Origin of the sequence: Synechococcus sp. RS9902, assembly GCF_014279635.1 — a bacterium.
Classification (GTDB): domain Bacteria; phylum Cyanobacteriota; class Cyanobacteriia; order PCC-6307; family Cyanobiaceae; genus Parasynechococcus.
Genome location: NZ_CP047949.1, coordinates 629042 through 641002, shown reverse-complemented (window position 1 = coordinate 641002; position 11961 = coordinate 629042). Strand labels below are relative to the sequence as shown.

Sequence of the window (11961 nt, the reverse complement as noted above, 5' to 3'; positions counted from 1 at the left end):
ATGACCGCTGCTGCCATTGCTTTGCTGGGCACCAGCGCCGATCCACCCACCCGCGGCCATCAGGTGCTGCTGGAGGGGCTGTTGAACCGCTACGGCCAGGTGGCGACATGGGCCAGCGACAATCCCCTGAAACAGCACGATGCCCCCCTGGAGTTGCGAGCGATGCTGCTCGGCCAGCTGGTGCAGCAACTGCAGGATGAACGTCTCGAGCTGGCCCAGCATCTGAGCAGCCCTTACACCATGATCACCTTGCAACGGGCCGCCCAGCATTGGCCTGATCGGGAGCTGGTGTTTGTGGTGGGCAGTGATCTCGCTGGCCAGATTCCCCGCTGGAAACAGAGCGATTGCTGGCTGCCGCAGTGCCGCCTGGTCATCGCCCCCCGCAAGGGTTGGCCCCTCGAGGAGGCGACGCTGCAGGCCCTGCGCGATCTGGGCGGACGGGTGGAGCTGCTGGATCTGGAGGTTCCCGCCACCGCCAGTTCGCAACTGCGCCAGCAACCGAATCAAGCTCAGATCCCTGAAGCGGTGTGGCCGCTGTTGCTCCAGCACAATCTTTACGGCCTTTCGGGGAGCCTCTGCTGATGCGCATCGCCCTGGCGCAACTCAACCCCGTGGTCGGCGACTTCGAGGGCAATGCGAAGCGGATTCTGGAGGCCGTGCGCAGGGCAGAAGAGCAGGCTGTTGAGCTGGTGCTCACCCCTGAACTCTCCCTCTGGGGGTATCCCCCCCGGGACCAGTTGCTCGAGCCCAGCCGCATCCAGCAACAGAACACGGTGCTGCAGTGGCTGGTGAACCAACTGAACAGCAGCGTCACCCTGTTGGTGGGAGCTGCGCTGCCCGCATCAGATGCCCGCAGTCCACGGCTGCACAACGGTGTGGTGCTGGTGAATCGCCTGGGCTGGCGGCCGATTGCCCAGAAACAACTGCTGCCCAGTTACGACGTCTTTGATGAGCGGCGCTACTTCCGCCCCGGTGATGGCCCCTGCCTGCTCAGCCTGCCCAACGGGAAGAGACTGGGCCTCACCATCTGCGAAGACCTCTGGGTGGATGACGGCCTGCAGCGCGAGCGCCTGGACGGACCGGATCCCATCGATCAACTGATCCCCGAACAGCCGGATCTGGTGATCAATCTGGCGGCTTCCCCCTTCGATGCCTCCAAACCAGCCTTGCGCCAACAGCTGGCGGCGGCGGCGGCGCAACGCCTCAATTGCCCACTGATCTACCTCAATCAAGTGGGGGGCAACGACGAGCTGGTGTTCGACGGGGCCAGTTTTGTGGTGGGAGCCGATGGCGACGTGCAGCTGGAGCTCCCCGTCTGTGAAGAGCACCTGGCGGTCTGGGACAGCGGCCATCCCACCCCTGTGCAGTCCCACGGCCAGATTCAACCCATGGATCCCCTGGAGCGGCTGTTCCGCGCCCTGGTGCTTGGGGTGCGTGACTACGCCCGGAAATGCGGGTTCAACAAGGCATTGCTGGGGTTGAGCGGCGGCATCGACTCAGCGCTGGTGGCCGTGATCGCCAGCGCAGCCCTTGGGAACGAGGCGGTCTCAGCGCTGTTGATGCCCTCCCCCTGGAGCTCGGCTGGATCCATCGAAGACGCCTTGGCCTTGGCCGAACGGTTGGGGCTGCAGACCAAGACAGTGCCGATCGCCGGCCTGATGGAGAGCTACGACCAGGCCCTGACCGCCCCGCTCGGAGCAACGCCCCAGGGCGTGACGGCGGAAAATCTGCAATCACGCATTCGCGGCACCCTGCTGATGGCCGTGGCCAACCAGCAGGGCCAACTGCTGCTCACCACCGGCAACAAATCCGAGCTGGCCGTGGGGTACTGCACCCTCTACGGCGACATGAACGGCGGGCTCGCGGTGATTGGCGATCTCTACAAAACCAGCGTGTTTGCCCTGTGCGACTGGCTCGACAGCGACGCCGCCCGGGGCTGCCGCCAGGCGCTGGGACTCCCGACCCACGGGGAGCTGGTGGGGGAGGCGATTCGACGCAAACCCCCCAGCGCCGAGCTCAGGCCCAACCAGAAAGACAGCGACTCCCTGCCCGACTACGACGCTCTGGACGCCCTGCTCAAAGCCCTGATCCAGGAGCGCCAGTCTGGAGCAACCCTGGTGGCGGCCGGCCATGATCCCGCCCTTGTTGAACGGGTGGAACGGCTGCTGAAAAGGGCCGAGTTCAAGCGACACCAAGCGGCACCCTTGCTCAAGGTGAGCCCCCAGGCTTTCGGCAGCGGTTGGCGGTTGCCCATTGCAGCGGCCTAAAGCCATCCCAGCCTTGAGAAGTGGCGGGTTGCGCGCAGCGGAGCCAGATTGAAGGGATCCCCTTGAAGCCGCCATGGCAGCCTCCGTTCTCTCGGCCCCGATGGCCAGCATCGGTGTGCCGAAGGAGATCAAGCTCGATGAGCAGCGCGTGGCGCTGACTCCCGATGCGGTACGGGAGCTGGTGAGCCAAGGCTTGGAGGTGCGCATCGAAACCGGAGCCGGAGCCGGAGCGGGAATCGGTGACGATGCCTTTGCCGCCGCCGGTGCTCAGATGGTGAGCCGCGACGAGGCCTGGGGCGCCCATTTGGTGGTGAAGGTGAAGGAACCGCAGGCGGAGGAATTTGCCTACTGCGGAAAGACATGGTGCTGTTCACCTACCTGCATCTGGCGGCTTATCCAAACGTTGGCGAGGCCCTGCTGGAGGCGGGCACCGCCGCCATCGCCTACGAAACCGTGCAGCTGGAGAACGGCAGCCTGCCGTTGCTGGCACCGATGAGCGAAATCGCGGGGCGCTTGGCGGCCCAGGTTGGAGCTCACCTGCTGGAGAAACCCCACGGCGGCCGCGGCGTGCTGATGGGGGGCTGCACCGGCGTGCAACCGGCCCGGGTGGTGGTGCTTGGCGCCGGCACCGTGGGATGGAATGCCGCACGAACGGCCGCCGCGATGGATGCCGAGGTGTTGCTGCTCGACCGCTCACCCCAGCGGTTGCGCAGCCTGGAGGCCGACCGGCGCGGTCGCTTGATGAGTGTGGTGAGTAGCCGCGGGCTGTTGGAACGGTTGGTGCCAACGGCAGATCTGGTGATCGGAGCCGTGCTTACCCCCGGTGGGCGCGCCCCCACCCTGGTGGACGAGCAGATGGTGAAGCAGATGCGGCCCGGTTCGGTGATCGTGGATGTGGCCATCGACCAAGGCGGCTGCATCGCCACCAGCCAGGAGACAACCCACCGCAATCCCACCGTGACCATCCACGGCGTGCAGCACTACGCCGTGGGCAACATGCCAGGAGCTGTGCCGTTCACCTCCACCGAAGCCCTGGTGAGCGTGACCCTCCCGTACATCCTGGGCATCGCCGGGCGGGGCCTGGAGGAGGCGGTGACGGAACGACCGGAACTCATCTCCGGCCTGAACACGGTGCAGGGATCGGTCTGCCACCCCGGCGTGGCCAAAGCACTGGGGGTGCCGCCGCGGCATCCGATGGCGTGCCTGCGTTAGCCCTCCAAGTGGAGTGCACCCACATAAAGCCAAGGACCATCCTCCGCACCATCGCGACGCTGAAACAGGGAGGTTTCCTTCAGCACCCCACCGCGATAACGCGCTTCAAACCGCACCGTTCCCTCCAGATCCCGCGAGCCGCCGGCGATTACCTCAAGCACCTGCAGGCCGAGCCAACGGGTCTGCCGGCAACTCCGCTCCAGGGAACGACGCCGCTGCTGTGCTGGAACATCCGGCTCGGGGTGGGTGGCCAGCAGATAGTCGATCTCGCCACGCGCAAAGGCTGAATATCTGGAGCGCATCAGCTGTTCAGCCGTTTCGGCACGCTGATCGCCGCGATGCAAGGGCCCGCAGCAGCTGCGATAAACACCACCCCCACAGGGGCAAGTGCTCTGATCGAGGGCTCCACCGAAACCGCCAGGCATCAGTCCAACCGTTGTAACGGTGGCAGTGGCCGGCCAAGGGATGCCGGGCTCACGCCCTCCCGCAGCGCCAGCACCAACCCTGCGGCCTCGCTGTAACTGCTGGCATGGAGAACGCCCTGGCTCAAACCAAGGGCATCGGCCGTGACCGACAGCACCGCGGGGTTCTCCACTGTGATCAGCGGAACATTCCGTTCCAGACAAGCCAGCACCGCTTCACCCCCTAGGGCGCCTGCGGGCACCACAACCGCCCCCAATTGCGCCGCATCAAGATCGCCAGGCTGCCGGGGGAGGCTCACCAGATCCGGTGCTCGGCTCAGCCCCACCAGCACGCAGGCCAGGAAGGTGTAGCCGAGCTCCTCACCCGCCGCCCTTGGATCCAGCTGCGGATCCAGGGGCAAAGGGTCCAAGGCCGGAGCGTGGGCACAGGGGATCTGTAGGTGCTGCACCAGCAGGTGGCTGATCACCGCTTCAGCACCGGCCAGAGCATCCACGCCACTGCCCTGGCGATACGCCGCCAACGCGTCACTCTCCGGATCCTCCGGGAAGCGGGCCACCACCGCAATCGCCGTTGCCCCGGCCTGCTTCAAGCGTTCACCGGCCCGCAACAAGGCATCAGGACACCCCAATCGCCCCCAGCTGGCGCCACTGGCACCACACTCAAGCGTCACCTCAAGCGGCGCATCCGTGGAAACCACCGGGCCGATCTCCAAACCCAGGCTGGCGCGGCAGCCCTCAGCCACCTGAATCTGGCGCTGGGCCAGCTCGGGCTCGATGCCGGCATCCAGCAGCAACCCGATCCGTTGCCTTCGCACCGGCCGCAGGGCCCAGTCACCCACGGCAAACCGATCGAGGCCATAACCCTCCACATAGAGCACGCGGGAATCACTCCAATACAGCGAAGCCCCGTTCATCACATTGGGATGGGTGATCAGGCAGCCGCTCGCTGCAGCAAGCAAGCGTGCAGACGGCAGGGCGTCACCGGCGTAGCCACCGATGTCACAACCGATGCCCGTGGGCACCAGCATCAGCGTTGGCATCGGTGCCGAGCTCACGCGCTGATCACTGCCTCCACTTGAAGGGTGCGAGCACCATCGACACTGGAGTGCACTGCGGTAAGAGCCCACCGCAGCAGATCACCCTCCTGAGCCAACTGCTGACGGATCCAGCTGCGCAGCTCAACCAATGGCACATCAGCGGGCCAAGGAAACTGGCGTTGCAGGCTGTGGAGCCTCACTTCTGGTATTGACCGAACTGAGCTTCGTAGAGCGCATCCTCTTGCCCCGCCTTGAGGGTGAGATCAGCCCGCGGGAAAGCTACACAGAGCAGGCTGTAGCCCTGCTGCTGAAGCTCACCCTTCACGCCCATGGCATCGGGCTGCTCAACACTGCCCTCGCTGATCACCGCAGCACAAGTGGTGCACACCCCGGAGCAGCAGGAGCTGGGGAGGGTGATGCCAGCGGCCTCAGCAGCATTCAGCACCGTCTGGTCAGCGCGGCAGGGAAAGCTGTGGGTTTCGCCTTCGAACTCGGCGCGGACGGTGTAAGTGGCCACGTCGGACATGCCGGGCTCAACAAGGAAGACGCAACATTCTCTCAGGCAATGGGCTCGTCCAGCGAGTCCCAATGGCGGGGGTGGGGCGCCAGATATTCCGGCGAACCACCCTGCACGGGTGCTGTCAGCACGAAATCAAAACTGATGGAACAGCGCAGCTCGTCTGGGGCGTCGTTGGGCAGAACGCTGTGGTGCAGGCTCGACGGAAACAGCACCAGTAAACCGGGGCGTGGGGCCAGATCCCAGTGGGCCTGATTAAACGGGTGGCCTTCAGCAATCGGGCCGCCGTAACCCACCGCCAAACCCGCCACCAACTCATTGGGTTGATCGGACGCATGCAGCCGCAACATGCCTTCTTCTCCTGAGCCGTTACCCGTGAGGTACAGAACAGCACTGAGATGGGCATTGGGGTGATGGTGGCGGCCAACCGCTTGATCCCAATCACTGATCACCGGCCAGCAACGCTGCAGATGCAGGGCCACTTGGCTTCGCTCAAACCCAAGCGAATCGAGATAACTCCAGGCCTGCTGAACCACCAACTGAGCCAAGGCCTGAAAGGGCTGCTGTTGATGCAGCTGCCACACCCCATGCAGGTCCCCCGTCCAGGCGCAGCCTTCATTGGGGTTGCCCTCGGCCTCGCCGCGAAGCTCCAGCAGAGCCTGCATGCAGGACGCCTGCTGCAGAGGGTCGAGAGGAAGTTGCGTCGTTGCCACGACGGTGGGGAAGAGCTGATGAAGCTGAAGCACGCCCACGCCCTCAAACCGCTCCGCTTCACCGTAAACACAGCACAAAAAAGCCGGCCCCGAAGGGCCGGCTGTCTATGAATTGATCGACCAAAAAGATCAACCGAAATGGTTAGCCAACAGCGGCCGCACCGCCTGCAACTTCCAGGATCTCCTGGGTAATCGCAGCCTGACGGGCCTTGTTGTAGTCAAGGGTGAGGCTCTTGGCCAATTCCTTGGCGTTGTCGCTGGCGTTGTTCATGGCCGTCATCCGGCTGGCCAGCTCGGAGGCTGCCGATTCCTGCAGGGAACGCAGCATCTGGTTCTGCAGATACAGCGGAAGCAGTGCATTCAGCAACTGTTCAGGGGTCTGCTCAAACACGATGTCCGAAGGAATCTTCGGCTCGGTGTTGGCAGGGCCTGCACCAGGCTCCACCGTCAGAAGGCCGTCCTTGGTGGTGAGACGGAAGATCTCATCCTCGGGATCAGCAATGTCCTGAGGATCCAAGGGCAGCAGGGTTTGAACCACGGGCTTGCAGCTCACCAGGTTGATGAACTTGGTGAAGATCAGCTCAACGCGGTCGGTGCTTTCGGCCAGGAACTCAGCCAGCAGATCTGTGGAGATCGCGTTGGCCTCATCGGCGGTGGGCACCTGTTCCAGACCGGAGAAGGTGGCCTGGATCGGGTAGTCCCGACGGGTGAAGTAGCCGATGGCTTTGGTGCCGATCAGCAGCAGCTTCACGTCGAAGCCCTTTCCCTTCAGCTCAGCAAAACGCTGTTCCGTGCGCTTGATGATGTTGGCGTTGTAGCCACCACACAGGCCGCGATCGCCGGTGACCGCCACCAGGGTGATGGTCTCCACATTGCGCTGCTGCATCAGGGGAGATGCCGCATCTTCAAAACCCATGCGGGACTGGAGGTTTTCCAGGATCCGGGCCAGCCGATCCGCGAAGGGACGGCTGCGGAGCACTTGCTCCTGGGCGCGGCGCACCTTGGCCGCAGCCACCAGGCGCATGGCCTCGGTGATCTTGCGGGTGTTTTTGACCGACTTAATTCGGTCTCGGATTTCCTTGAGATTCGCCATGTCGGCAGCTCCTTCAGGCCGCGGAGGCGACCATGGTGGACACGACTTCGGTGATGGCGTCCTTGAGGATCGCCTCAGCCTCAGGGCTCATCACTTTCTTCTCCTGGATTTCGGTGATGAACTCAGCCTTGTTGGACTTGAGGTACTCACGCAGTTCGCGGGAGAAATCAACAACCTTGTCGACGGGGACGTCGTCGATCAGGCCCTTCACACCGGCGTAAACGATGGCGACCTGCTCAGCCAGGATCAGGGGGCTGAACTGAGGCTGCTTGAGCAGTTCACGCAGACGCTTGCCGCGCTCCAGCTGCTGCTGGGTGGAAGCATCCAGGTCAGAAGCGAACTGGGAGAAGGCGGCCAGCTCGTCGAACTGGGCCAGCTCCAGCTTGAGGGTGCCGGCAATCTTCTTGATGGCCTTGGTCTGGGCAGCACCGCCCACCCGGCTCACGGAGATACCCACGTTGATCGCAGGACGCAGACCGGAGTTGAACAGGTCAGAACTGAGGAAGATCTGACCATCCGTGATCGAAATCACGTTGGTGGGGATGTAGGCCGAAACGTCACCGGCCTGGGTCTCAATGATCGGCAGGGCGGTCATGGAACCCTTGCCCATGGCGTCAGACAACTTGGCTGCACGCTCGAGCAGACGGCTGTGGCAGTAGAAGACGTCGCCGGGGTAGGCCTCACGACCGGGCGGACGACGCAGCAGGAGCGACATCTGGCGGTAGGCAGCAGCCTGCTTCGAGAGATCGTCGTAAATCACCAGGGTGGCCTTGCCCTTGTACATGAAGTACTCGGCAATGGAGGCGCCGGTGTAAGGAGCCAAGTACTGCAGCGCAGCGGGCTCGGACGCGTTGGCCGCGACGATCACGGTGTAGTCGAGGGCGCCGCGCTCACGCAGCACTTCAACGACGTTGGCCACAGAAGCAGCCTTCTGACCCACGGCGACGTAGACGCAGATCATGTCCTGATCCGCCTGGTTCAGGATCGTGTCGATCGCGATGGCGGTCTTGCCGGTCTGGCGGTCACCAATGATCAGCTCGCGCTGGCCACGGCCGACGGGGATCATCGCGTCGATGGCGGTGATGCCGGTCTGCATCGGCTCATGCACCGACTTGCGCTGAATGATGCCGGGCGCCATGGATTCGATCAGGCGCGTCTCGCTGGTGGCGATTTCACCCTTGCCGTCGATGGCACGGCCCAGGGAGTTCACCACCCGGCCCAGCATGGCTTCACCCACGGGCACAGCGGCGATCTTGCCGGTGGCCTTCACCGTGCTGCCTTCCTGAATGCCATAGCCCTCACCCATCAGCACCGCGCCGACGTTGTCGTCTTCGAGGTTCAGGGCAATGCCTTCGGTGCCGTCCTCGAATTCGAGGAGCTCACCGGCCATGGCTTGCTGCAGGCCGTAAACGCGGGCGATGCCGTCGCCCACGGTGAGAACGGTGCCGACATTGCTGACGGAAACCGACTTGTCGTAGTCCTCAATTTGCTGCTTGAGGATGGCGCTGATCTCGTCGGGACGGATGGAAACCATGGCGTGTGATCCCAGCTGGGAGTGGGGGGGGAAGAAGCGGTGGAGGAAGAAGTGAGGTCAGCTCGCCTTGGCGAGTGCCAGACCGAGGCGACGAACCTGGCCAGACAGGCTGGCGTCGATCACCTGAGATCCGAGACTCACGACGAAACCGCCGATTAGGGACGGATCCACACTGAGGTCGATGTCGACCTTGTTGGTGCCGGCCATGGCCTGCACCTTCTTGGAGAGGGCCGCTTGCTGCTCTTCGCTGAGAGCCTGGGCTGAGCGGACCTGAGCCAGGGTGATGCCCTGCTGCTCGCGATAGAGCTCGAGGTAGCGAAGCATCACCGCATCGAAGGCAAGGAGTCGCTGCCGATCCGCCAAGACCTTGAGAAGGTTGAGAACGGACGGGGTGACCTGCTCACCCACGAGGGCCTTGAGGGCCTGCTTTTTGGCATCCGGCTCAAGAACCGGAGACACCATGGCGTCGCGGAAGTCTTCGGAATCGTTCCAGATCGCAAGCAGTTGCTTGCATTGATCAGCAACGGTTTCAGACTCACCTCGGGCTTCGGTGACCTGAAGCAATGCTTCGGCGTAGGGGGTGGCCAGAGAGTTGAGGAGAGGCATCAGGCGTTCTCCAGATTTTTGATGGTGGAATCGATCAACTTGGCCTGAGCACTGGCGTCGAGACGACCCGGAAGCTGGGCAAGAACATTGTCGATTGCCGCCAGAGCAGCTTCACGACGGAGGCTGTCCTTGATCCGGGCGGCATCGGCCTCTGCATCAGCATCGGCACCGGCCTTGATCGCAGCCATCACGGAGATGGTGCGCTTCTCGCCTTCGGCACGAATGCCTGCGGCGCGGGCCTGACCATCAGCACGAATCTTCTCGGCTTTCTGCTGGGCAGCAGCCAACTCGGACTGAGCCTGGCTCAGGTTTTCAGTGGCGGTCTTCAGGCGGGACTCTGCGTCCTGCAGGTCCTGAAGGATGGCGGCGCGGCGGCGTTCCAGGATTCCTCCCAGGAAACCGCGCAGGAACCAAACCAGGAGACTGATCACAATGACCAGGTTGACCAGATTGGTTTCGAGCGGATTGAAATTCAGAGACATCACGCGGCCAGCAAACGGTTGATGATCGTGGTGCTCAGCTGATCCACCTGGCCCTTGAGTTGGGTTCGGGCGGACTCACGCTCGGCCTCGATGGCACGACGGCTTTCCTCTTTGGTGCGGTTGGCTTCAGCTTCCGCCTGAGCCAGTGCTTCGCGGTAAAGCCGGTCAACTTCTTGTTCCGCCTCAATAATCACGGCCTGAGCGGCCTGGCGGGCACCTTTTAGCTGTTCAGCCAGATCAGCCTCCAGGCGTTCAACCTGGGCGAGCTTCTGCTTGGCATCAGCACGACTGGTGGAGATGTAGCCCTCACGATCTTCCACGACCTTGCCGACCGGACGGAAGAAGAGGACATTGAGCAGGAAGGTGAGGAGAACCACCTGAACCGCCATCAGCGGAAGGGTGGCATCGAGGTCAAAAAGACCTCCCTCCGGAACACCTGCTTCAGCGAGCAGAAGCCAGGTCATGGAAAGGTGCGCTGGGAAGGAATCGAAACAAGACGTTCAGGAGGGGGATCAGCGATCCCCCTGCACTGATCAGCCGGCGAAGGGGTTGGCGAACAGAAGCACCAGAGCCACCACCAGGCCGTAGATGGTCAGCGATTCCATGAATGCCAGGGACAGCAGCAGGGTGCCGCGGATCTTGCCTTCGGCTTCGGGCTGACGGGCGATGCCCTCAACAGCGCCGCCGGACGCGGTGCCCTGACCGATACCAGGGCCGATGGCGGCGAGGCCGACTGCCAGGCCAGCAGCCACAACGGAAGCGGCGGAGGTGATGGAATCCATGTTGGGTGGTGTAAGGGGAAGCGCTGGGAAGCGCTGTACGGAATGGACTTGGGGATCGGTTCCCCCCGCGCAGGGACATTCCCGAAGGAACGGGCCCGGGTGCAATGCCGGACCTGCGCGCGGATGTGTTTAGCAGATCGCCGTTCTCTGGCGATAGAGGGGATCGGTTTTTAGTGGGCCTCGTGGAGGCCTTCACCGATGTAGAAGGACGCCAGGGTCGCGAAGATCAGAGCCTGAATGGCACTGGTGAACAGACCCAGAAGCATCACAGGCAGGGGCACGATCAGCGGAACCAGGTACACCAGCACGCCCACAGCCAATTCGTCGGCAAGGATGTTTCCGAACAGACGGAAGGAGAGGGAGAGAGGCTTGGTGAATTCCTCGATGATCTTGAACGGGAGCATGATCGGGGTCGGCTCCACGTAAAGCTCGAAGAAGCGCAGGCCCTTACGGCTCAAGCCGGCATAGAAGTACGCCAGTGACACCAGCAGAGCCATCGCCACGGTGGTGTTGATGTCTGCGGTGGGAGCGCCGAGCTCACCCTCAGGGAGTTCGAAGATCTTCCAGGGGATCAGGGCTCCACCCCAATTGCTCACGAAGATGAACAGGAACAAGGTGCCGATGAACGGCAGCCAGTCGCGGTAGTACTTCTCGCCGATGTTGTCGCGGGCGATGTCGCGGATGAAATTCCAGAGAAATTCGAGCAGGTTCTGCAGACCGATCGGGTCACGCTTCATCCCGCGGGTGCCGACAAGCACCACAGCAAGGAGGATGCCGATCAGGATCCAGGAGCTCAGGAACACCTGGCCGTGCAGATACAGATCGCCGATCTGCCAGTACAGGTGATGACCCACTTCCAGTTCAGCGAACGGGAGTGGTAAGGGCAACAAAGCCATGGGTGCAGAGGAAAGTGCTCAGACTCAGCGGTCGTCGAAGACGTGCTGAAGAATCAGGGCGGGCTTGTAGAGAAGGAATCCCAGGAAGGCCGGCAGCAGATCGAGCTGGGGCAGCTTGGCCGAACCAACCACAAGCAGGGTTGGAACGATGAGCTGAAAACGCCCCAGTCCACGGGACTGGTCACTGAGCCGGGCCACACTGCGAGCCAGCAAGCGCACGTACAGAAGTCCGGCGCAGGAGCCCACAAGAACACTGCCGGCCACCGAGAGATTCATGGTGAGAGCCACGATCGGAACCGTGACGAATGACACCAGAACGGTGGCCAACAGCAGGCGACGTTGAAGACGGTAAAAATCTTCCAAGCGCTGCCTGAAATGGCGCGCGGAATCTATCACGCGT

Annotated in this window: 15 protein-coding genes and 1 pseudogene; 3 read left to right on the top strand and 13 right to left on the bottom strand. The window is 63.0% G+C overall.

Going from position 1 to position 11961, the window contains the following annotated elements:
- The 3 genes and pseudogenes from SynRS9902_RS03290 to ald all read left to right on the top strand — a co-directional run bounded on the left by SynRS9902_RS03290 (nucleotide 1) and on the right by ald (nucleotide 3479).
- Nucleotides 1–582 (top strand): nicotinate-nucleotide adenylyltransferase, encoded by a 582-nt coding sequence (locus SynRS9902_RS03290; RefSeq protein WP_186509964.1) that lies wholly within the window; start codon nucleotides 1–3, stop codon nucleotides 580–582.
- Nucleotides 582–2267 carry an NAD+ synthase gene (locus tag SynRS9902_RS03285; protein WP_186509963.1) on the top strand — a complete coding sequence of 562 codons (1686 nt, stop codon included), beginning with the start codon at nucleotides 582–584 and terminating at the stop codon, nucleotides 2265–2267. Before SynRS9902_RS03290 ends, SynRS9902_RS03285 begins: the two co-directional genes overlap by 1 nt.
- 73 nt (nucleotides 2268–2340) lie before the next feature.
- A pseudogene (ald, locus tag SynRS9902_RS03280) lies at nucleotides 2341–3479 on the top strand (alanine dehydrogenase).
- On the opposite strand, the gene SynRS9902_RS03275 reads toward ald, so the two are convergent.
- From SynRS9902_RS03275 to SynRS9902_RS03215, 13 genes are all read right to left on the bottom strand, one after another.
- Nucleotides 3476–3904, bottom strand: a complete 429-nt coding sequence (locus SynRS9902_RS03275) for a YchJ family protein (protein WP_186509962.1) — start codon at nucleotides 3902–3904, stop codon at nucleotides 3476–3478. The pseudogene ald and the gene SynRS9902_RS03275 sit on opposite strands and share 4 nt — an antisense overlap.
- Nucleotides 3904–4941, bottom strand: coding sequence for a DUF3326 domain-containing protein (locus SynRS9902_RS03270; RefSeq protein WP_255446186.1), 1038 nt, complete (start codon nucleotides 4939–4941; stop codon nucleotides 3904–3906). Before SynRS9902_RS03270 ends, SynRS9902_RS03275 begins: the two co-directional genes overlap by 1 nt.
- An 11-nt stretch (nucleotides 4942–4952) precedes the next feature.
- On the bottom strand, nucleotides 4953–5138 hold the full coding sequence (locus SynRS9902_RS03265; protein WP_186509960.1) for a hypothetical protein: 186 nt from the start codon (nucleotides 5136–5138) through the stop codon (nucleotides 4953–4955).
- Nucleotides 5135–5464: a 2Fe-2S iron-sulfur cluster-binding protein gene (locus SynRS9902_RS03260; protein ID WP_114989502.1), complete on the bottom strand. Its 330-nt coding sequence runs from the start codon at nucleotides 5462–5464 to the stop codon at nucleotides 5135–5137. The genes SynRS9902_RS03265 and SynRS9902_RS03260 overlap by 4 nt, the downstream gene beginning before the upstream one ends.
- 32 nt (nucleotides 5465–5496) lie before the next feature.
- The gene (locus tag SynRS9902_RS03255; RefSeq protein WP_186509959.1) at nucleotides 5497–6207 is read right to left on the bottom strand and encodes a TIGR02466 family protein; all 711 of its coding nucleotides are present in this window, start codon (nucleotides 6205–6207) and stop codon (nucleotides 5497–5499) included.
- Between the two features lie 103 nt (nucleotides 6208–6310).
- Nucleotides 6311–7261 (bottom strand): F0F1 ATP synthase subunit gamma, encoded by a 951-nt coding sequence (locus tag SynRS9902_RS03250; RefSeq protein ID WP_186509958.1) that lies wholly within the window; start codon nucleotides 7259–7261, stop codon nucleotides 6311–6313.
- A gap of 13 nt (nucleotides 7262–7274) precedes the next feature.
- The gene (atpA, locus tag SynRS9902_RS03245; RefSeq protein WP_114989504.1) at nucleotides 7275–8795 is read right to left on the bottom strand and encodes a F0F1 ATP synthase subunit alpha; all 1521 of its coding nucleotides are present in this window, start codon (nucleotides 8793–8795) and stop codon (nucleotides 7275–7277) included.
- A 57-nt stretch (nucleotides 8796–8852) separates the two neighbouring features.
- On the bottom strand, nucleotides 8853–9401 hold the full coding sequence (gene atpH / locus SynRS9902_RS03240; RefSeq protein WP_115010103.1) for an ATP synthase F1 subunit delta: 549 nt from the start codon (nucleotides 9399–9401) through the stop codon (nucleotides 8853–8855).
- Nucleotides 9401–9883, bottom strand: coding sequence for a F0F1 ATP synthase subunit B (locus SynRS9902_RS03235; RefSeq protein ID WP_186509957.1), 483 nt, complete (start codon nucleotides 9881–9883; stop codon nucleotides 9401–9403). The genes atpH and SynRS9902_RS03235 overlap by 1 nt, the downstream gene beginning before the upstream one ends.
- Nucleotides 9883–10347, bottom strand: coding sequence for a F0F1 ATP synthase subunit B' (locus SynRS9902_RS03230; RefSeq protein ID WP_114989507.1), 465 nt, complete (start codon nucleotides 10345–10347; stop codon nucleotides 9883–9885). The genes SynRS9902_RS03235 and SynRS9902_RS03230 overlap by 1 nt, the downstream gene beginning before the upstream one ends.
- A gap of 69 nt (nucleotides 10348–10416) precedes the next feature.
- Nucleotides 10417–10665: an ATP synthase F0 subunit C gene (gene atpE / locus SynRS9902_RS03225; protein WP_006851467.1), complete on the bottom strand. Its 249-nt coding sequence runs from the start codon at nucleotides 10663–10665 to the stop codon at nucleotides 10417–10419.
- Between the two features lie 170 nt (nucleotides 10666–10835).
- Nucleotides 10836–11561, bottom strand: coding sequence for a F0F1 ATP synthase subunit A (gene atpB / locus SynRS9902_RS03220; RefSeq protein ID WP_006852023.1), 726 nt, complete (start codon nucleotides 11559–11561; stop codon nucleotides 10836–10838).
- Nucleotides 11562–11585: 24 nt separating this feature from the next.
- Nucleotides 11586–11924, bottom strand: a complete 339-nt coding sequence (locus tag SynRS9902_RS03215) for a hypothetical protein (protein ID WP_186509956.1) — start codon at nucleotides 11922–11924, stop codon at nucleotides 11586–11588.
- Nucleotides 11925–11961 lie beyond the last annotated feature (37 nt).

Bases quoted from the DNA above. Each gene is read 5' to 3' on its own strand.
- SynRS9902_RS03270 (WP_255446186.1), bottom strand. From the start codon at position 4,941: ATGCCAACGCTGATGCTGGTGCCCACGGGCATCGGTTGTGACATCGGT.
- atpE (WP_006851467.1), bottom strand. From the start codon at position 10,665: ATGGATTCCATCACCTCCGCCGCTTCCGTTGTGGCTGCTGGCCTGGCA.
- SynRS9902_RS03290 (WP_186509964.1), top strand. From the start codon at position 1: ATGACCGCTGCTGCCATTGCTTTGCTGGGCACCAGCGCCGATCCACCC.
- atpB (WP_006852023.1), bottom strand. From the start codon at position 11,561: ATGGCTTTGTTGCCCTTACCACTCCCGTTCGCTGAACTGGAAGTGGGT.
- SynRS9902_RS03250 (WP_186509958.1), bottom strand. From the start codon at position 7,261: ATGGCGAATCTCAAGGAAATCCGAGACCGAATTAAGTCGGTCAAAAAC.
- SynRS9902_RS03275 (WP_186509962.1), bottom strand. From the start codon at position 3,904: ATGCCTGGCGGTTTCGGTGGAGCCCTCGATCAGAGCACTTGCCCCTGT.
- SynRS9902_RS03285 (WP_186509963.1), top strand. From the start codon at position 582: ATGCGCATCGCCCTGGCGCAACTCAACCCCGTGGTCGGCGACTTCGAG.
- atpA (WP_114989504.1), bottom strand. From the start codon at position 8,795: ATGGTTTCCATCCGTCCCGACGAGATCAGCGCCATCCTCAAGCAGCAA.
- atpH (WP_115010103.1), bottom strand. From the start codon at position 9,401: ATGCCTCTCCTCAACTCTCTGGCCACCCCCTACGCCGAAGCATTGCTT.
- SynRS9902_RS03235 (WP_186509957.1), bottom strand. From the start codon at position 9,883: ATGTCTCTGAATTTCAATCCGCTCGAAACCAATCTGGTCAACCTGGTC.
- SynRS9902_RS03260 (WP_114989502.1), bottom strand. From the start codon at position 5,464: ATGTCCGACGTGGCCACTTACACCGTCCGCGCCGAGTTCGAAGGCGAA.
- SynRS9902_RS03230 (WP_114989507.1), bottom strand. From the start codon at position 10,347: ATGACCTGGCTTCTGCTCGCTGAAGCAGGTGTTCCGGAGGGAGGTCTT.